Origin of the sequence: Pseudomonas brassicacearum subsp. neoaurantiaca, assembly GCF_013608025.1 — a bacterium.
Taxonomy (GTDB): domain Bacteria; phylum Pseudomonadota; class Gammaproteobacteria; order Pseudomonadales; family Pseudomonadaceae; genus Aquipseudomonas.
This window is the reverse complement of the sequence record NZ_VDLV01000055.1, coordinates 1-19,047: the sequence shown is the minus strand read 5'-3', so window position 1 is coordinate 19,047 and position 19,047 is coordinate 1. Positions and strand designations below refer to the sequence as shown.

General features: G+C 61.6%; 19 protein-coding genes. 4 read left to right on the top strand and 15 right to left on the bottom strand.

Going from position 1 to position 19,047, the window contains the following annotated elements:
- Positions 1–321: OprD family porin (locus FHK92_RS27925; RefSeq protein ID WP_258232733.1), on the top strand; the 321-nt coding region annotated here is incomplete at its 5' end.
- A gap of 296 nt (positions 322–617) precedes the next feature.
- Here the strand turns inward: FHK92_RS27925 and pcaC are convergent.
- The 11 genes from pcaC to pcaR form a co-directional block, all read right to left on the bottom strand.
- The gene (gene pcaC / locus FHK92_RS24080; protein ID WP_030142291.1) at positions 618–1,010 is read right to left on the bottom strand and encodes a 4-carboxymuconolactone decarboxylase; all 393 of its coding nucleotides are present in this window, start codon (positions 1,008–1,010) and stop codon (positions 618–620) included.
- A gap of 11 nt (positions 1,011–1,021) precedes the next feature.
- On the bottom strand, positions 1,022–1,822 hold the full coding sequence (pcaD, locus tag FHK92_RS24075) for a 3-oxoadipate enol-lactonase (RefSeq protein WP_181290322.1): 801 nt from the start codon (positions 1,820–1,822) through the stop codon (positions 1,022–1,024).
- Positions 1,823–1,834: 12 nt separating this feature from the next.
- Positions 1,835–3,199 carry a 3-carboxy-cis,cis-muconate cycloisomerase gene (locus FHK92_RS24070; protein ID WP_181290321.1) on the bottom strand — a complete coding sequence of 455 codons (1,365 nt, stop codon included), beginning with the start codon at positions 3,197–3,199 and terminating at the stop codon, positions 1,835–1,837.
- 26 nt (positions 3,200–3,225) lie between these two features.
- The gene (locus FHK92_RS24065) at positions 3,226–4,521 is read right to left on the bottom strand and encodes an MFS family transporter (RefSeq protein ID WP_181290320.1); all 1,296 of its coding nucleotides are present in this window, start codon (positions 4,519–4,521) and stop codon (positions 3,226–3,228) included.
- Between the two features lie 179 nt (positions 4,522–4,700).
- Entirely contained in the window at positions 4,701–5,267 is a 567-nt protein-coding gene (gene pcaG / locus FHK92_RS24060) for a protocatechuate 3,4-dioxygenase subunit alpha (RefSeq protein ID WP_181290319.1), read from the bottom strand.
- Between the two features lies 1 nt (position 5,268).
- On the bottom strand, positions 5,269–5,973 hold the full coding sequence (gene pcaH, locus FHK92_RS24055; protein ID WP_181290318.1) for a protocatechuate 3,4-dioxygenase subunit beta: 705 nt from the start codon (positions 5,971–5,973) through the stop codon (positions 5,269–5,271).
- 37 nt (positions 5,974–6,010) lie between these two features.
- On the bottom strand, positions 6,011–7,216 hold the full coding sequence (gene pcaF, locus FHK92_RS24050) for a 3-oxoadipyl-CoA thiolase (protein ID WP_181290524.1): 1,206 nt from the start codon (positions 7,214–7,216) through the stop codon (positions 6,011–6,013).
- Positions 7,213–7,992 carry a CoA-transferase subunit beta gene (locus FHK92_RS24045; RefSeq protein WP_181290317.1) on the bottom strand — a complete coding sequence of 260 codons (780 nt, stop codon included), beginning with the start codon at positions 7,990–7,992 and terminating at the stop codon, positions 7,213–7,215. Before FHK92_RS24045 ends, pcaF begins: the two co-directional genes overlap by 4 nt.
- A complete protein-coding gene (locus FHK92_RS24040; protein ID WP_181290316.1) occupies positions 7,989–8,849 on the bottom strand; it encodes a CoA transferase subunit A in 861 nt (286 codons plus the stop codon). Before FHK92_RS24040 ends, FHK92_RS24045 begins: the two co-directional genes overlap by 4 nt.
- Positions 8,850–9,154: 305 nt before the next feature.
- On the bottom strand, positions 9,155–10,501 hold the full coding sequence (locus FHK92_RS24035) for an MFS transporter (RefSeq protein ID WP_181290315.1): 1,347 nt from the start codon (positions 10,499–10,501) through the stop codon (positions 9,155–9,157).
- Positions 10,502–10,622: 121 nt separating this feature from the next.
- The gene (pcaR, locus tag FHK92_RS24030) at positions 10,623–11,465 is read right to left on the bottom strand and encodes a pca regulon transcriptional regulator PcaR (protein WP_030142301.1); all 843 of its coding nucleotides are present in this window, start codon (positions 11,463–11,465) and stop codon (positions 10,623–10,625) included.
- Positions 11,466–12,030: 565 nt separating this feature from the next.
- Here pcaR and FHK92_RS24025 point away from each other — a divergent pair.
- On the top strand, positions 12,031–12,231 hold the full coding sequence (locus tag FHK92_RS24025; RefSeq protein ID WP_030142302.1) for a hypothetical protein: 201 nt from the start codon (positions 12,031–12,033) through the stop codon (positions 12,229–12,231).
- Between the two features lie 361 nt (positions 12,232–12,592).
- Positions 12,593–14,068 carry an inorganic phosphate transporter gene (locus FHK92_RS24020; protein ID WP_181290314.1) on the top strand — a complete coding sequence of 492 codons (1,476 nt, stop codon included), beginning with the start codon at positions 12,593–12,595 and terminating at the stop codon, positions 14,066–14,068.
- A 257-nt stretch (positions 14,069–14,325) separates the two neighbouring features.
- Here the strand turns inward: FHK92_RS24020 and ccoM are convergent, their stop codons facing one another.
- From ccoM to FHK92_RS24010, 3 genes are all read right to left on the bottom strand, one after another.
- Positions 14,326–14,442: a cytochrome c oxidase subunit CcoM gene (gene ccoM / locus FHK92_RS28060; RefSeq protein WP_030139315.1), complete on the bottom strand. Its 117-nt coding sequence runs from the start codon at positions 14,440–14,442 to the stop codon at positions 14,326–14,328.
- A 145-nt stretch (positions 14,443–14,587) separates the two neighbouring features.
- Positions 14,588–14,749 carry a hypothetical protein gene (locus tag FHK92_RS24015; RefSeq protein WP_181290313.1) on the bottom strand — a complete coding sequence of 54 codons (162 nt, stop codon included), beginning with the start codon at positions 14,747–14,749 and terminating at the stop codon, positions 14,588–14,590.
- A gap of 73 nt (positions 14,750–14,822) precedes the next feature.
- Complete coding sequence (locus FHK92_RS24010; RefSeq protein ID WP_030139316.1) at positions 14,823–15,164, bottom strand: hypothetical protein; 342 nt, start codon at positions 15,162–15,164, stop codon at positions 14,823–14,825.
- 248 nt (positions 15,165–15,412) lie between these two features.
- On the opposite strand from FHK92_RS24010, the gene rapA reads away from it, so the two are divergent.
- Entirely contained in the window at positions 15,413–18,259 is a 2,847-nt protein-coding gene (gene rapA, locus FHK92_RS24005) for an RNA polymerase-associated protein RapA (RefSeq protein WP_181290312.1), read from the top strand.
- Positions 18,260–18,861: 602 nt separating this feature from the next.
- On the opposite strand, the gene FHK92_RS27660 is transcribed toward rapA, so the two are convergent.
- Positions 18,862–19,047 (bottom strand): nucleoid-structuring protein H-NS (locus tag FHK92_RS27660; RefSeq protein WP_219916182.1); only part of this gene is annotated, 186 nt, incomplete at its 5' end.

Here is a 19,047-nt window from a genome sequence, read left to right as displayed (position 1 = left end):
GCGAACGATAGCTACAACTCCAGCTACGACAACGCCAAGGAAAAATCCTGGCAAGTGCGCCATGACTTCAACTTCGCCGCTGTCGGTGTTCCCGGCCTGACTTTGATGAACCGCTACATCAGCGGTGACAACGTACACACCGCCACGGTGGATGACGGCAAGGAATGGGGTCGTGAAAGTGAGCTGGCCTACACCGTACAGAGCGGCGCACTGAAGAGCCTGAATGTGAAGTGGCGTAACTCGACGATGCGCCGGGACTTCAGCACCAATGAGTTCGATGAGAATCGGTTGATTGTCAGCTATCCGATCAGCTTGTTGTAAAAGCCAAGCATGGATGAAGGCTGTACTACCGTCTTCGTCGGACCGCCGCCCGGAGCAGGCTCGCTCCCACAGGGTAATGCTGTTCACTTAAGAAAAATGATGGCCCCGTGGCGAGGGAGCTTGCTCCCGCTGGGTCGCGAAGCGGCCCCAAAACTGGCGAATGCGGAGCTTCAGATACACCGTATTGGCCGGTTTTACGGCTGCTTCGCAGCCGAGCGGGAGCAAGCTCCCTCGCCACGGGTGTTTACATGAGCTTTAGTGAACAGCGTTCGCTCCCGCCGGAATCGGGGTAAGTCTCAACCCCGCGATTCGACGCCCAGCTCATCCCAGACCGATTCGGCTAGGTGGAAGGTGGCGTTGGCTGCCGGGATGCCGCAGTAGATGGCGCTCTGCATGATCACTTCCTTGATCTCGCTGCGGCTCACGCCATTGTTGGCGGCGGCGCGCAGGTGCAGCTTGAGTTCTTCGTTGCGGTTCATGCCGATCAACATGGCGATGGTGATCAGGCTGCGCGTATGGCGCGGCAGGCCTGGGCGGGTCCAGATGTCGCCCCAGGCGTGACGGGTGATCATCTCTTGGAATTCACTGTTGAATTCGGTCAGGGCGTTGAGGCTGCGATCGACGTGGGCATCGCCCAGCACCGCGCGGCGCACTTGCATGCCTTCGTCGTAACGTTGTTTCTCGTCCACAAAAAAACTCCTCAGGCCCGGCCGGAATCAAGCAGGAAATCCAGGACCCGTGCGCTGAACGCAGCGCCAGCCTGGACGTTGGACAGGTGCGCGGCATGGAACTCGGCGTACTCGGCGCCACTGACGCGCTCCTGGATAAAGTGCCCGCCCGACGGCGGCGTCACGGCATCTTCGGTGCCGGCGATCACCAGCAGCGGCACGCGAATCGACGCCAACTGCTCGCGGAAATCGGCATCGCGAACCGCCGCGCAGTTGGCCGCATAACCCTGGGGCGAGGTCGCCGCCAGCATGTCGGTTATTTTTTTTGCCTTTGCAGGCTGGGCCTCGGCAAAGTCCGGGGTAAACCAACGGGCAATCGAGGCATCACGCAACGCCACCATTGCCGCCTTACCGTCACGCAGCACGGTTTCGATGCGCGGGTTCCACATCGATGGATCGCCGATCTTGGCGGCGGTGTTGCACACCACCAGTTTGTGCAGGCGTTCGCCGGCGTTGATTCCCAGCCACTGGCCGATCAACCCACCCATGGACAAGCCGCAGAAATGCACCTTGCCGATGTTCAACTGATCAAGCATCGCCAGCACATCGCGGCCCAGTTGTTCGATGGTGTAGGGACCTTCGGTCACCAGCGATTGACCGTGGCCGCGGGTGTCGAAACGCAGTACCCGAAAGTGCTCGCTGAAGGCCGGGACCTGCTCGTCCCACATCTGCAAGTCAGTGCCCAGGGAGTTGGAAAGCACCAGCACCGGGGCATCTTGCGGCCCGTCGAATCGGTAGTTCAGATCGCCCTCGGCGAGTTTGACGAATCCCACAACAATCTCCTTTCAGGCATTCAAGGCAAGGTGTTCGGCCACGGCCCGGGCGACCCAGGTCTGGGCCTGGCCGAGGTAGTGGGCCGGGTCGAGCAGATGATCGATTTCACTCGTGGTTAATTGCGCGGTGACCTGGGGTTCGTCCCCCAATACATCGCGCAGATGCCGCTGTTCGGCCACGGCGCGCTTGCAGCATTGTTCGAGCAAGTGATGCGCGGTGTCGCGCCCTACCCGCTGGGCCAGGACGATGCTCACCGCTTCCGCCAGCACCAAGCCTTGGGTCAGTTCCAGGTTGCGGGCCATGCGCGTCGCGTCCACTTCCAGCCCTTCGGCCAACAGCCGCGCCTGTTGCAAGGCACCGGAGACCAGGCAGCAGATCTCCGGCAGGGTTTCCCATTCGGCGTGCCACAGGCCCAGGCTGCGCTCGTGTTCCTGGGGCATGGCGCTGAACAGCGTCGACAACAGGCCTGGCACCCGCGTTGCCGCGCCGATCAGCACCGCCGCGCCCACCGGGTTGCGCTTGTGCGGCATGGTGGATGAGCCGCCCTTGCCCGGCGCCGAAGGTTCGAACGCTTCGCCGGCCTCGGTCTGCATCAATAAACTCATATCGCGCCCCAACTTCCCCAGGCTGCCGGCGATCAGCCCCAGCACCGCGCCGAACTCCACCAAGCGATCGCGCTGGGTGTGCCACGGTTGCTCGGGCAGGCTCAGTTGCAGCTCGGCGGCCAACGCTTCTGCGACTGGCAGCGCGTGCTCGCCCAAGGCCGCGAGCGTCCCGGAGGCGCCGCCGAACTGCAGCACCAGCAAGCGCGGCTTGAGTTCGCGCAAGCGTTGGCGACTGCGAGTGACGGCCCCCAGCCAACCGGCGATCTTCATGCCCAGCGTTACTGGCGTGGCGTGTTGCAGCCAGGTGCGCCCGGCCAGTGGCGTGGCGGCGTAGCGCTCGGCTTGTCGGGCCAGGGTGACGGCCAATTGCGCCAACTCTTCCTCGATCAAGCCCAGCGCCTGGCGCAGTTGCAGCACCAATCCACTGTCCATCACGTCCTGGCTGGTGGCGCCCAAGTGGACGTAGCGTTCAGCCTCGGCGCTGTCGGTGGCGATGCGCTTGCCCAGCGCCTTCACCAGCGGGATCGCCGAGTTGCCGGCACTGGCAATCGCTTCGCTCAACGCAGAGAAATCGTATAGCTGGGCACGGCAGGCGTTCTCGATCGGCGCCACCGCCTCCTGGGGAATCAGCCCTACTCGCGCCTCGGCCCGGGCCAATGCGGCCTCGACGTCCAGCATGGCCTGGACCCGCCCCGCATCGCAGAACACCTCGCGCATGTCGCGGGCGGTGAAGTAGGCATCGAACAGCTGATTGCCCGGTCGTTCGCTCATAAACAGTCCTTGGGAAAATGGATGCCTCAAAGGTCATGGTGCAAATACGCCGGTTGCTTGGGCAGGCGCAGGCTGAACAGGAACGCCACCACCATCATCACCGTGACATACCAATAAAAGGCGTTTTCCATGCCCTGGGCCTTCAGGCTCAAGGCGACGTATTCGGCCGAACCGCCAAAAATCGCATTGGCCACCGCGTAGGCCAACCCTACCCCCAGCGCCCGCACTTCGGGTGGAAACATTTCAGCTTTCACCAGGCCGCTGATGGAGGTGTAGAAACTGACGATCGCCAGCGCCAAGGTAATCAGGACAAATGCCAGGAACGGGCTGCTGATGCTTTTTAGGGTCAACAGGATCGGCACGGTACACAAGGCACCCAAACCGCCGAACCAGAGCATGGAATTCCGTCGGCCGATCTTGTCCGCCAGCATGCCGAACAGCGGCTGCATGCACATATAGAGGAACAGCGCGCCGGTCATGATGTAGCTGGCGGTCTTGGCATGCAGGCCGGCGGTGTTCACCAGGTATTTCTGCATGTAGGTGGTGAAGGTGTAGAAAATCAGCGACCCGCCAGCGGTGTAGCCCAGCACAGTAATGAACGCCGCCTTGTGGCTGCGAAACAGCGCGGCGATACTGCCGGCGTCCTTGTTTTCGCGCATTTCCTTGCTGCTGGTTTCCTTCAGCGAACGGCGCAGGAATAGGGAAATCACTGCCGCTATCGCGCCCACCACAAACGGAATCCGCCAGCCGTAGGCACGCAGTTCATCCTCGTTGAGAAACTGCTGCAGGATCACCACCAGCGACACCGCCAGCAGTTGTCCGCCGATCAACGTCACGTACTGGAAAGACGCAAAGAAGCCGCGCTGGCCTTTCAAGGCGACTTCGCTCATGTAGGTGGCGGTGGTGCCGTATTCGCCGCCCACCGACAGGCCTTGCAGCAGGCGGGCGAATAACAGCAACAGCGGTGCCCAGACACCGATGTCCTTGTAGGTGGGCAGGCAGGCGATGAGCAACGAGCCGAAGCACATCATCAGCACCGAGATCATCATCGAATTCTTGCGCCCGTGGCGGTCCGCCACCCGACCGAAGATCCAGCCGCCGATGGGTCGCATCAGGAAGCCGGCGGCGAACACACCGGCCGTGTTGACCAGTTGCACGGTGGGGTTGTCCGACGGGAAGAACGCCGGCGCGAAATAGATCGCGCAGAACGCATAGACGTAGAAGTCGAACCATTCGACCAGGTTGCCGGATGAGGCACCGACGATGGCGAAGATGCGCTTGCTGCGCTCCTCACCGGTGTAGTGGCTGGTTGGGGTGGTCATGGGCTAATCACTCGTTGGGGACTTTAACGAAGTCTAGACACACTTCGTAACAGTCCCGTTCCACAAACAGGCTTTCAAGCAGCAGCGCCTGTACTGCCGCCATCGCGAGCAAGCTCGCTCCCACAGGGTTGCATCATCCCTGTGGCAAGGGAGCTTGCTCCCTTGCCACAGGGGTTCAGTCAGTAATCGAAGAACACCGTCTCGGCATCGGTGCCCTGCAGGATCACGTTCCACTGATACACGCCAGACGCATCGGCCTTGGCGACAAGGGTGCCGCGACGCTCCTCGGGGACACAGGCCAGCAGCGGATCAGCTTCGTTGGCCGGTTCGCCGTCAAAGTAGATACGTGTCAGCAAATGCTTGACCAGCCCGCGAGCAAACACCAGCACGACCAGATGCGGCGCTTGGGTCGTTCCCCCCAGCCCCGGCACAGTGCCCGGCTTGATGGTGGTGAAACGGAAGCGCCCTTCGGCATCCACCGGCACCCGGCCGAAGCCTTCGAAGTGCGGGTCCAGAGGTTTGTCTTGGTCGTCTTCCGGATGGGCGTACTTGCCGGCGGCGTTGGCCTGCCAGACTTCCAGCATCGCGTCGTTGACGAATTGACCGTTGCCATCGACCACCTGCCCGGTGATCGCCACGCGCTGGCCGAGTGTCTGTGCAACGGTCAGGTTTTCGCGGTTCAGCCACGTCAGGCCGATGTGGTAGTAAGGCCCGACGGTGTGGGACGTAGTGGCGTTGAGCGTCATCTTATTTCTCCATCGGCGTGGCATCGCGGCCGCGCAAGACGATGTCCCAACGATAACCGAGGGCGTAGTGAGGGACGGTTTTTTCCAGGTCGAAACGGGCGATCAGGCGTTCCTTGGCACTTGTGTCCGGCACGCAGTTGTAGATCGGGTCGTATTCCAGCAACGGGTCGCCCGGAAAATACATCTGCGTCACCAGGCGCGTCAGAATACTCGGCCCGAACAGTGAGAAATGGATATGCGCCGGGCGCCACGCGTTGTGGTGGTTACCCCACGGATAGGCGCCGGGCTTGATGGTCTGGAACTGATACCAACCGTCGGCGTCGGTGACGGTGCGGCCGGTGCCGGTGAAGTTCGGGTCCAGCGGCGCGTCGTGGTCGTCACGATCATGGTTGTAGCGACCGGCGGCGTTGGCCTGCCAGATCTCTACGAGGATGCCCGGCACCGGCTCACCGTGCTCATCCAGCACGCGCCCGTGAATGATGATTCGTTCACCCAACGGCTCGCCGGCATGCTGGGCGGTCAGGTCGTGGTCCTTCTCTTGGATACGATCAGCGCCTACAGTCGGGCCGGTAATTTCCGACAGCGAGTGAGGCAGATACACCAGTGGCTTGGACGGCGAGCGCAGATTGGTGGACTGATACGGCGGGTGCAGATACTCCGGCTGGGTGCCCGCTTGAGGGCGACGATAACCAGGCTTGTCAGTCATGAAGCATTCCTCGATTTCTTATTAGTAGAGCGACGCATCAGACGCGTTCGATCGCCAGCGCCAGACCTTGGCCGACGCCGACACACATGGTCGCCAAGCCTTTCTTGCCGCCCGTTTTTTCCAGGTGATGCAGCGCTGTCATCACCAACCGTGCGCCGCTCATGCCCAGCGGGTGACCCAAGGCAATGGCGCCACCGTTCGGGTTGACTTGCGGCGCATCGTCCGCCAATCCCAAGTCACGCAATACCGCCAAACCTTGGCTGGCGAAGGCTTCGTTAAGCTCGATCACATCAAAATCCGCGACGGCCAATCCCAGGCGTTCGGTGAGTTTGCGCACCGCCGGCACCGGGCCGATGCCCATTACCCGTGGTGCGACGCCGGCGCTGGCCATGCCCAGCACTTTTCCGCGGGGCGTCAGGCCATGTTTTTTCACTGCTTCGGCCGACGCCAGAATCAACGCGGCGGCGCCGTCATTGACACCCGAAGCGTTGCCAGCGGTGACCGTCTTGTCAGGGCCATTGACCGGTTTCAGTTTGCCCAGGGTTTCCAGCGTCGTGTCGGCGCGCGGATGCTCGTCCTGCTCGACCACGGTTTCGCCTTTTTTATGGGCGATGCGCACCGGCACGATTTCTTCAGCGAAAAAGCCGGCCGCCTGGGCTGCCGCCGTGCGTTGCTGGCTGCGCAAGGCGAAAGCGTCCTGGTCGGCGCGGGACACCGCGTAATCATCCGCCACGTTATCAGCGGTCTGCGGCATCGCATCCACGCCGTACTGGGCTTTCATCAACGGGTTGATGAAACGCCAGCCGATGGTGGTGTCTTCCAGTTTCATGTTGCGGGAAAACGCCGCGTCGGCCTTGCCCATCACGAACGGCGCGCGGGACATCGATTCCACACCGCCGGCAATCGCCAGTTCCATCTCGCCACTGGCGATGGCGCGGAACGCGGTCCCGATGGCGTCCATGCCCGAAGCGCAGAGGCGGTTGAGGGTCACGCCGGGAATACTCTCCGGCAGGCCCGCCAACAGCAGCGCCATGCGCGCAACGTTGCGGTTGTCTTCGCCGGCCTGGTTGGCGCAGCCGAGGAACACTTCGTCCACGGCGCTCCAGTCCACCGATGGGTTGCGCTCCATCAGCGCCTTGATCGGCACGGCCGCCAGGTCATCGGCGCGCACGGCGGACAAACCGCCGCCAAACCGGCCGATGGGGGTTCGAATCGCATCACAGATATACACGTCGCGCATCAGGCTTCTCCCGGTGCCTGGCCGTGGGCCGCCGCAGTGCGAGCTTCCAGGTCGCGCAGTGCGCGCAGCTCCACCTCGGTCGGTTCGGCGGTGGTTTGCACCTGGTCGGCGAAGCGGATCGCCCACCCGGTGGCCGCGATGACTTGCTCGCGGGTCACGCCGGGGTGCAATGCGGTGACCACGAATTCATGGCTGCCGGCTTCCGGCTCCATGATGCACAAGTCGGTGATGATGCCCACGGGACCGGCGCCCGGCAGGCCCAGGCGCTTGCGCGAATCGCCACCTTCGCCGTGACCGACCGAGGTAATGAAATCCAGCTTGTCGACAAACGAACGCGCCGACTGCTTGAGGATGATCAACACGCTCTTGGCCGAACCGGCGATTTCCGGCGCGCCACCGGCACCCGGCAGGCGGACTTTCGGTTGATGGTAGTCGCCCACTACCGTGGTGTTGATGTTGCCGAAACGGTCGACCTGGGCCGCGCCGAGGAAACCGACGTCGATACGTCCGCCCTGCAGCCAGTAGCGAAAAATCTCACCGGTCGGGACGACAGTGTCTGCGGTTTCCGCCAGCTCCCCGTCGCCGATGGACAGCGGCAGAACGCTGGGCTTGGCACCGATCGGGCCGGATTCGTAGATCAGCACGACATCGGGCGACGAGGTCAGCCGCGCCAGATTGGCCGCTTTCGACGGCAGGCCGATGCCGACGAAGCACACGGCATTGTTCTTCAAGCGCCGCGCCGCGGCGACGGTCATCATTTCGTTGGTGGAGTAGTTCATGCTTTCACCTGCGAAGCGGCTGCCAGCCGGGCCTGGAACTCACTGAAGTCCCGGGTGCCGTGGATGTATTCGTTGATCCATGCGGTAAACGTCTCACGGTCCCGGGCGATAGGATCCCACGCCTGGTAGAAACGGTTATCACGCTCGGTGTAGCCGTGGGCGTAGGACGGATGCGCGCCGCCAGGGACGTGGCACACGGCGCTCAACGCCCAGGTCGGCAGCACGCAGGCGTTCATCGGCGCGTTCAGGTCGTCGACGATTTCTTCTACGGTGACGATGCAGCGCTTGGCCGCCAGGGCGGCTTCTTTCTGAACGCCGAGGATGCCCCACAGCAGTACATTGCCCTTGCGGTCGGCTTTCTGGGCGTGGATCACTGTTACGTCCGGGCGCACCGAAGGCACGGCGGCCAGGACTTCACCGGTGAAGGGACACGTCACGCTCTTGATCAGCGGGTTGACCTTCGGCAGGTCGGAGCCCGCGTAGGCTCGCAGTACCGCGAACGGTAGGCCGGAGGCGCCGGCGACGTAGGCATTGGCCAGGTCAGCGTGGCTGTGTTCTTCGATCTCCAGCGGGTGCGGCCATTGTTTTTCCACGGCATCGCGCAGGCGGTGCAGAGACCCAACGCCGGGATTGCCGCCCCAGGAGAAAATCAATTTGCGAGCACAACCGGCGCCGATCAACTGGTCGTAGATCAGGTCAGGTGTCATGCGCACCAGGGTCAGGTCTTTCTTGCCCTGGCGAATGATTTCATGACCCGCCGCCGTAGGAATCAGGTGCGTGAAGCCTTCGAGCGCGACGGTATCGCCGTCGTTGACGAATTGCTTCACCGCGTCGTGCAGCGAAAGGATTTCAGCCATGGGGCAGGCTCCCGTTTTTCCAGTAGACCGACGTGAAGAAAAAGGCGCGAGGTTAAGCGCCGGAGTGACTGAAGATTAAGCTTCGGGAAGGCGGCAAAACAATCCGATAATCGACTGAGTGTTCGTTTATCGAACAGATTGTTGTTTGGCTAACGTTTTATGGGACGCGGAAAATCCTTGTGGGAGCGAGCTTGCTCGCGATAGCGACATATCAGTGACTGATACTTATCTGATCCACCGCTATCGCGAGCAAGCTCGCTCCCACAGTTGCTCTGTATGCCCACAGATAGAGTCAAGCCATTGGCTCAGGTCGCATCCGCATGGCTGACCATGCCCTTGATCACCACTGCAGTGGTCGCCAGGGCCGCAGGAATGACCAGCGCTGTCAGGACTTGCTCGAAGTTCCAGCCCAGGCCCAACAACGTCGCGCCCATCCAGGCGCCAAGGATCGCCCCGAACCGGCCGATGCCCAGCATCCAGGAAACCCCGGTGGCGCGGCCCTGGGTCGGGTAGAAGCGCGCCGCCAGTGAAGGCATCGCCGATTGCGCGCCGTTGACGCACATGCCGGCCACCAACACCAGGGTGGCGAGTAAGGTGATGTTGCCTAGGCTCTGCCCCACCGCGTAGGCAAACAACCCGGCCATCAGATAGAAAATGCCGATGACCTTGTGCGGATTGAACCGGTCCATCGCCCAACCCACGCCGACCGCGCTCAAGACACCGCCGAACTGAAACAATGCACCGATAAACGCGGCCTGCTCCATGCTCGCGCCACTGTCACGCATCAAGGTCGGCAACCAACTGGTCAGGAGATAAACAATCACCAGCCCCATGAAATACGTCAGCCACAACAACAAGGTGCCAGCGCTGTAGGTGCCGGAGAAAATCACTGCCAGCACGTTGCGCGCCTTCACGGTTTTCTGTTCCGGCACACTGAAGCTGGACGCCTGGGCAATGATCGGCGGGTCGATCGGCGCCAAGGTCTTGCGCACTTTGTCCGTGCCACGGTTACGCACCACCAGGTAACGCGCCGACTCGGGCAACCAGAACAACAGCACCACCGCCAGGATCAGCGGCAGGATTCCGCCGATCATCAACAGGCTGTGCCAGCCGAATGCCGGAATCAACTTGGCGGAAATGAACCCGCCGCCGGCCATGCCGAGGTTGAAGCCACAGAACATGCTCGTCACCAGCAGCGACTTCTTGCGCTCCGGCGTGTACTCGGAGAGCAGCGTCGTCGCGTTCGGCATGCCAGCGCCCAGGCCCAGGCCCGTCAGGAAACGCAGCACCAGCAATTGGTCGACATTGGTGCTGTAGGCGGAAGCCAGGCTGAATGCGCCGAACAGGGCGACGGCCCCGACCAGCACGATCTTGCGCCCGAAGCGGTCCGCCAGGGGCCCGGAACCCAACGCGCCGAAGACCATGCCGATCAGCGCGGCACTCATCACCGGTCCAAGGCTGGCCCGGTCGATGCCCCAGTCCTGGGACAGGGCCGGCGCGATGAAGCCCATGGCCGCGGTGTCGAGGCCGTCGAGAAAAACAATCAGGAAACAGAGAATGACCACGCGCCACTGATAGCGCGAAATCGGTTGAGCATTGATGAAGGACTGCACATCGAGGCAAGTGCCTACGGAAGTCTGGGGCTGGTTCATTTTATTTTTATTCCACGCAAGAGACGCCAGATGACGCTGCGCGACATTAATGAGACCAGGCAAATACCGTCAATTCATCCCAGCCGACTCTGTGCGTTTATCGAACAACTTAGCTGAACACTCAGCTGAACAGCTGCGCACTCAGGTCTCGACTCGCCCCCAGCAAGCCTGGCAGAAAGCGCTGCTCCAACTCGTTGCGGCTGACCCGCCCCGCGTGGGTACTGACATTCAGCGCCGCGACAACCTGGCCCGATGCGTCATACACCGGCACGGCGATCGAACGCAGGCCTTGCTCCAGTTCCTGATCGACGATGCACCAGCCCTGTTGCCGAACCTGTTGCAGGCATTCGAGCAACGCCTCGGGCGTGTGCAGCGTCCGGCTGGTCTTGGCCTGCAGGTCGGCGTGGTCCAGATAATCGCGCAACGACGCATCGTCCAGGGCCGCCAGCAGGATCCTGCCCATCGACGTGCAATACGCCGGCAAACGGCCGCCCACGGACAAGTCCACGGAAATCAGCCGCTGGGTGGTGGCCGACCGGGCGATGTAGAGGATGTCGTCGCCTTCGAGCGTCGCCATGTTGCAAGCCTCGTGCAGCTGTTCGCTCATGCGGTCCAGGTACGGCTGGGCGGACACGGCCAACGGCGTCGACGAGAGATAGGCATGGCCCAGGGTGAGCACCTTGGGCAGCAACGAGTAGGTACGTCCGTCGGTGGTGGCGTAGCCGAGCTTGATCAGGGTATGCAGGCATCGTCTGACCGCGGCGCGGGGAATTTCCGTGCGGTGGCTGATCTGGGCGATGGTCAGGTGCCGCTTGCGCTCCTGGAACGCCTGGACCACGGCCAGGCCGCGAGCCAGCGACGTCATGAAATCCGGATCGCCCGTCAACGCCTGGATCCGCTTGGCGGGCGAGGCAACGATCGGCGGCGCGACTGAAGTGAAAGCGTTGCGCAATTGGTCGTTCATGTCGGATCCTCTGCGGAATATCGGCTATTACAACGGGCGGGCCGGCAGACAGACAAGGGCGGATCGCCGAGACCGTTCGATTATCGAACCGTCGATCGATAATCGCAATCGAGTGTGAATCAATCCGAGCTCCGACTGACTCGCGCAGCTCTTTCGGAAGCGGCCGGCAATGGAACTCCCCCACTCGACAATTGAACTTGTCAGCAATAGTGACGTCAGGATATCGACAGTTGGGGAAATACCTCTGTTGACACAACTAGTCCCCACAAATATTGATTCACACAAACAACCAGCGGTTTTATTTTTACCGATAGTGTTCTTCCAACGGACCGCTATAATGCGTTTCAGTGACGGCGAGGCCCATCGACCTGACCGTCCGCAGGCACGACAGTTTATCGCTGTTGTGTCGCCTGCCGGTGCCTGAAGCACCCATGGCCGCTTCCCCTGTATCGGCAACAACACGAAGCCCTGATGCTACGTCAGCTGTCAGCTCTGGTGCCGTGGCCGTCTGCATGTTTCCATGCAGTGCGTATCACCAGATTCAATTAAATAATTAGGTAACACTGTGACGAAAGACGAACTGCGCGCGGAACTTGAGCGCCAGGAACAACGTTACAAGGAAGTTTACGGCGGGGAAATCACCACCTACGCTGCGCAACCTGAACCGGAACGCAAACCTTGGCGTAAACGCGCCACCGTCCAAGACCAGGCGTTTAGCCAGGAACTTCAGAAGATGGAAAAGGAACTCAAGGCCGAAGAAAGCTAACGTCCGGGCTTGTTGTTTTCTGTGGACGGTATCCGGTCGCTACCCTGACCGGACCCCGTCGTCAAGCGCCCGCCAAAAGCGGGCCGTCATTTTCGCCTTCGCCGGTTGGGGGGTTCGTGACCGACTCTCTTTCAGATATTTCATACATATTTTCGAGCCCCTTCCCACCCAAAGGAGAGGCTTATCCGCTGGGCTTTCTGCCTTGTAAACAAAGGGTTGCACCTCCCCGGCAAAACCATGCCACCCACGGTTTCCTCCCGATTATTTCGTAGAAGAATGTTACCGATGAGCAGGCAATGCATCGATTACCGAGGTTTTCTGGCATAATCGCGCCCCCTTATGACCGGGTCAGAAAACCTTCATGATCGATTTATTCAGCGGACTGGATGCTTGGGTGCTTGTGAGCCTCTTGCTCGCCCTGGCTTTTGTCCTCGCCTTCGAGTTCATCAACGGCTTTCATGACACCGCTAACGCGGTTGCCACTGTTATCTACACCAAAGCCATGCCGCCTCACCTGGCGGTGTTCTTTTCCGGTGTGTTCAATTTCCTCGGCGTGCTGCTGGGCGGCGTGGGGGTGGCGTATGCCATCGTTCACTTGCTGCCGGTGGAACTGCTGATCAATGTGAACACCGGACACGGGCTGGCCATGGTGTTCTCGCTGCTCGCAGCGGCCATCACCTGGAACCTGGGCACCTGGTACTTCGGTATTCCAGCGTCCAGCTCCCACACGCTGATCGGCTCGATCCTCGGCGTGGGCCTGGCCAACGCGTTGATCAACGACATCCCGTTGGCCGACGGGGTGAACTGGCAGAAGGCGATCGATATCGGCGCTTCCCTGGTGTTCTCGCCCATGGCCGGCTTCCTCATCGCCGCCCTGGTGTTGGTTGGCCTGAAATGGTGGCGTCCGCTGTCGAAGATGCACAAGACGCCAGAGCAGCGTCGCAAGATCGACGACAAGAAGCATCCGCCGTTCTGGAATCGCCTGGTATTGGTGATCTCGGCCATGGCGGTCAGCTTCGTCCACGGTTCCAACGATGGGCAAAAAGGTATCGGCCTGATCATGCTGGTGCTGATCGGTATCGTGCCGGCGCAGTTCGTACTCGACCTGACCAGCACCACCTACCAGATCGAGCGCACTCGTGATGCAACCCTGCACCTGAGCCAGTTCTACACGCGCAACAGTGACTCCCTCGGCGAGTTCCTGGCGCTGGGCAAAAGCGTTCCAGGTGATCTGCCGGAAAAATTCCGTTGCAATCCGCAACAGACCGAACCGACGATCAATGCCTTGCTCGATACCCTCAAAGGCGTGGCGGACTACCACTCGCTGCCGTCGGAACGACGCATCGAGGTTCGTCGCTACCTGCTTTGCCTGGACGACACGGCGAAGAAAGTCGGCAAGTTGCCAGACCTCGCGGCCCGTGAAAAAGACGACCTGAACAAGCTGCGCAAGGACCTGACCGCTACCACCGAATACGCCCCGTTCTGGGTGATCCTGGCGGTTGCCCTGGCGCTCGGCCTGGGCACCATGGTCGGTTGGAAGCGCGTGGTACTGACCATCGGCGAGAAGATCGGCAAGCAAGGCATGACCTATGCCCAGGGCATGTCGGCGCAAATCACCACCGCGTGCATGATTGGTGCGGCGAATGTCTTCAGCCTCCCGGTTTCCACCACACACGTGCTGTCTTCCGGCGTGGCGGGCACCATGGTCGCCAACAAGAGCGGCCTGCAAGGTGGCACGGTGCGCAACATCCTCCTGGCCTGGGTGTTGACCCTGCCAGCGACAGTCGCCCTGTCGGCCGGGCTGTTCTGGCTGGCGTCCAAGGCCTTGGGTAGCTGATTCCAGCGGCCCCACAAAAAAGGTGCGTTCCTTGCGGTTCGCACCTTTTTTTTATGCCCTGACGTCAGATATCTGTGGGAGCGAGCTTGCTCGCGATGGCGGTGGGTCAGTCAACCACATGCATCTGCAGACATACCGCTATCGCGAGCAAGCTCGCTCCCACAGTCGATGGGTATCGGGCTGGAGAATCACGCACAAAAAAAAGGGCGACCGAAGTCGCCCAAAATGCCTTGCGTGCTCGTTGCCCCTGGAAAGACCTACGGCTTTTTGCGCTTGTGAGCATCTTTCCAGATGAATAATCCGAAACCTGCGAAAAACACGAACATGAGGCCAACCGTCAGTACACCGGCAAACACCACATTATCGATAAACATGACTGGCCTCCTGGTCTTGTCCCTGTTGCGATGGGTTCAAGTTAACCAATCAGGCCCGGATGGAAATTGACCGGCGTCAATAACGCCCGCAACGGGGCGCGAAGAGGGGGAAATAACTGATCTGCATCAATGGATCGAGGGGGTGTCAGCGCTTTTTCGGTTTGTTTTTCGGCTTTTTCTTCGGCTTGCCCAAAGGCATCGCCTGTTCGAACGCCTGGCGAACTTCATTGAGGCGCTTTTCATTGAGGTCATGAATGCGCTTGGCGCGTTCGGCACTGAAATCGATCAGCTTGTCGTCTTGGCTCATGGCGTACGGCATCATGCAGTAATGGCGGATGCGCCCATGATGCGGGCTGTCGGCCGTATTGGCAAAGCCCGGATCAGATCTGGATATCGACCCACAAGCCCTGGCGCGATTCACCTTCCACCAGCGGGACGACCGGAACGGTGTTATCGGCGTTCAATTCCGTACCGGGCACCGCCAGGTGCTCCTCGGGATCCTCGTCGGCTTCACGGCGGCGCCGGTTGCGCTCCTGCTGGCGCTGCTGTTCCTCGCGCAAAAGCAGCGCAGCCTCTTCCGGGTCACGGTTTTGCAGGTCGATGGTGCTTTCGTTGGAGCTTTGTTGCACCGGGACCACGGGCGGTATGTCCGGTCGCTGGCGAACCGGATCCTGTTGAGCGGTGATGGGTACGGCGCTCAAAGGGAGCATGGGTGGCAACATAAAGGTCTCCTGTCTTCAGGTTGTCGGCCAAGGGGGGTGCGGCTTGAACCGCTGGTCCGAAACTTGTGACCTGGTTGGCATTACGCCCCGGCAGGACACAAGCTTGTTTGATCACCGAGCCCGCTTAAGTTCCCTTGGATCACTGGATGGACAAGTCGCCGCAAAGGCTGCATGCGTGCGTAAATCCTTTGGTCTGACGGAGCATTCCGTTAAGATAGCCGGCTTTTTCAAGGCGGGAGTCAGGCAGCATGGCGCAGCAGTATCAACCGGGGCAACGCTGGATCAGTGACAGCGAAGCCGAGCTGGGTTTAGGCACCGTTCTGGCACAGGACGGCCGCTTGTTGACCGTGCTCTATCCGGCCACTGGCGACACTCGCCAGTACGCGCTACGGAATGCGCCCCTCACTCGCGTGCGGTTTTCGCCGGGTGACGTGATCACTCACTTCGAAGGCTGGAAAATGACCGTGCGCGAAGTCGATGACGTCGACGGGCTGCTGGTCTATCACGGCCTCAACGCACAGAACGAAGTCGTCACGCTGCCGGAAACCCAACTGTCGAACTTCATCCAGTTCCGCCTGGCCAGCGACCGCCTGTTCGCCGGCCAGATCGATCCCCTGGCGTGGTTCTCCCTGCGCTACCACACGCTGGAACACACCAGCCGCCAATTGCAGTCCCCGCTATGGGGCCTGGGTGGCGTCCGTGCCCAGCCGATTGCCCATCAATTGCACATCGCCCGCGAAGTGGCCGACCGCATCGCGCCACGCGTGTTGCTGGCGGACGAAGTGGGCCTGGGCAAGACCATCGAAGCCGGCCTGATCATTCACCGGCAACTGCTCTCCGGCCGTGCCAACCGCATCCTGATCCTGGTGCCGGAGAACCTCCAGCACCAATGGCTGGTGGAAATGCGCCGGCGCTTCAATCTGCAGGTGGCGCTGTTCGACGAAGAGCGTTTCATCGAAAGTGATGCCAGCAACCCGTTCGAAGACACCCAACTGGCGCTGGTGGCACTGGAATGGCTGGTAGAAGACGAGAAGGCCCAGGACGCACTGTTTGCCGCGGGCTGGGATCTGATGGTCGTCGACGAAGCCCACCACCTGGTGTGGCACGAAGATCACGTCAGCCCGCAATATGCGCTGGTGGAGCAGTTGGCCGAAACCATCCCTGGCGTGTTGCTGCTGACCGCGACCCCGGAGCAACTCGGCCAGGACAGTCACTTCGCCCGCCTGCGCCTGCTGGACCCGAATCGTTTCCATGATCTGCAGGCCTTCCGCGCCGAAAGCGAAAACTATCGTCCGGTGGCCGAGGCCGTCCAGGAGCTGCTCGACAAAGGTCGCCTGTCGCCTGAAGCGCACAAGACCATCCAGGGCTTCCTGGGTAACGAAGGCGAAGCACTGCTGACCGCCGTCAACGATGGCGACATCGAAGCCAGCGCCCGCCTGGTTCGCGAGCTGCTGGACCGCCACGGCACCGGCCGCGTGCTGTTCCGCAACACCCGCGCCGCCGTACAAGGCTTCCCCGAGCGCAAGCTGCACGCCTACCCACTGCCGTGCCCGGATGAATATCTGGAACTGCCGCTGGGCGATCACGCCGAGCTGTACCCGGAAGTCAGCTTCCAGGCCCAGCCAGATGCCAGCGAAGAAGAGCGCTGGTGGAAGTTCGACCCGCGCGTCGAGTGGCTGATCGACCAACTGAAGATGCTCAAGCGCACCAAGGTCCTGGTGATCTGCGCCCACGCGGAAACCGCCATGGACCTGGAGGACGCCCTGCGCGTGCGCTCCGGCATCCCGGCCACGGTATTCCACGAAGGCATGAACATCCTTGAGCGTGACCGCGCCGCCGCCTACTTCGCTGATGAAGAGTTCGGTGCGCAAGTGCTGATCTGTTCGGAAATCGGCAGCGAAGGCCGCAACTTCCAGTTCGCTCATCACCTGGTCCTGTTCGACCTGCCGTCGCACCCGGACCTGCTGGAGCAGCGGATCGGCCGTCTGGACCGGATCGGCCAGAAACACACCATCGAGCTGCACGTGCCTTACCTGGAAACCAGCCCGCAGGCGCGGCTGTTCCAGTGGTATCACGAAGCCTTGAACGCATTCCTCAACACCTGCCCGACCGGCAACGCCTTGCAACACCAGTTCGGCCCGCGCCTGCTGCCACTGCTGGAAGAAGCCGACGATGGCGACTGGCAAGCGCTGATCGACGAGGCCCGCGCCGAGCGCGAGCGCCTGGAAGCCGAGCTGCATACCGGTCGCGACCGCCTGCTGGAGCTCAATTCCGGAGGCGCAGGTGAAGGTGACGCGCTGGTCGAAGCGATCCTCGAACAGGACGACCAATTCGCCCTGCCGATCTACATGGAGACCCTGTTCGACGCCTTCGGCATCGACAGCGAGGACCATTCCGACAACGCGCTGATCCTCAAGCCGAGCGAAAAAATGCTCGACGCCAGTTTCCCGCTGGGCGACGACGAAGGCGTGACCATCACCTATGACCGCAACCAGGCGCTGTCTCGCGAAGACATGCAGTTCATCACCTGGGAGCACCCGATGGTGCAAGGCGGCATGGACCTGGTGCTGTCCGGCTCCATGGGCAACACCGCCGTGGCGTTGATCAAGAACAAGGCGCTCAAGCCCGGCACCGTGCTGCTGGAACTGCTGTACGTCAGCGAAGTGGTTGCCCCGCGCTCACTGCAACTGGGCCGCTACTTGCCACCAGCGGCCTTGCGCTGCCTGCTGGACGCCAACGGCAACGACCTGGCGGCCCGGGTCTCGTTCGAGACCTTGAACGACCAGCTTGAAAGCGTGCCTCGCGCCAGCGCCAACAAGTTCATCCAGGCCCAGCGTGACCAGCTCGCGCCGCGGATCAATGCCGGCGAAGAGAAGATCACCCCGCGTCACGCCGAACGCGTGGCCGAGGCTCAACGTCGCCTGGCGGCTGATACCGAGGAAGAACTGGCACGTTTGACCGCGCTGCAAGCGGTGAACCCTACTGTTCGGGACAGTGAGCTGGAAGCTTTGCGCCAGCAGCGTGAGCAGGGGTTGGCGATGCTGGAGAAGGCGGCGTTGCGGTTGGAGGCGATTCGGGTGTTGGTGGCGGGATGATTTTGGGTTTGGGGTGTTTATCCGTTTCTTTGATAACGGCTGATTATGGTTCCGCCCTTACGGCGGGTCACTTTTGGAAAGAGCGCCAAAAGTAACCAAAAACGCTCTGCCCCACCACTCGGTGCCTCGCCTAGGCTCGGCATGCCCGCACTCCGGCCTTGCTCCGTGAGCCCGCCGCGATGGGCCATCCATGGCCCTGCGCGGCTAACCCGGCATCCATGCCGGGTTGCCCACTGCGCAAGACCTGCGTTCAGCCATCGTGGTTAACGGGGCGCTGAAATCTACATCCACCGTGAGGCGGCCTTAGGGCCGACCTGGCTTTGGTGGGGATAACGCATTTCCCCTGTGGGAGTAGGCTTGCCCGCGAAGAGGCCTGCAGAGCCAACATCTCCATCGGCCGAGCCACTGCTTTCGCGAGCAGGCTCGCTCTCACAGTTGGATTTTCAGCGACCAAATCCATGCACACCATAGCCCACTGTGGCAGCGGGCGTACCCGCGAAGGGGTCGGAGCATCCAGCATCTTCATCGACTGAGCAACCGCCTTCGCGAGCAAGCCCGCTCCCACAGGGGAAATGCGGTATCCCCACCATGAACCAGGTCGGCTATCGGGCCGCCTCGTGGTTGACGTTGATCTCGGGCGCCCCGTTAACCACGATGGCTGAACGCAGGCGTTGTGGAGTGGGCACCTCGGCATGGATGCCGAGGTAGCCGCGCAGGGCCATGGAGGGCCCATCGCGGCGGGCCCACGGAGCAAGGCCGGAGTGAGGGCATGCCGAGCCTAGGCGAGG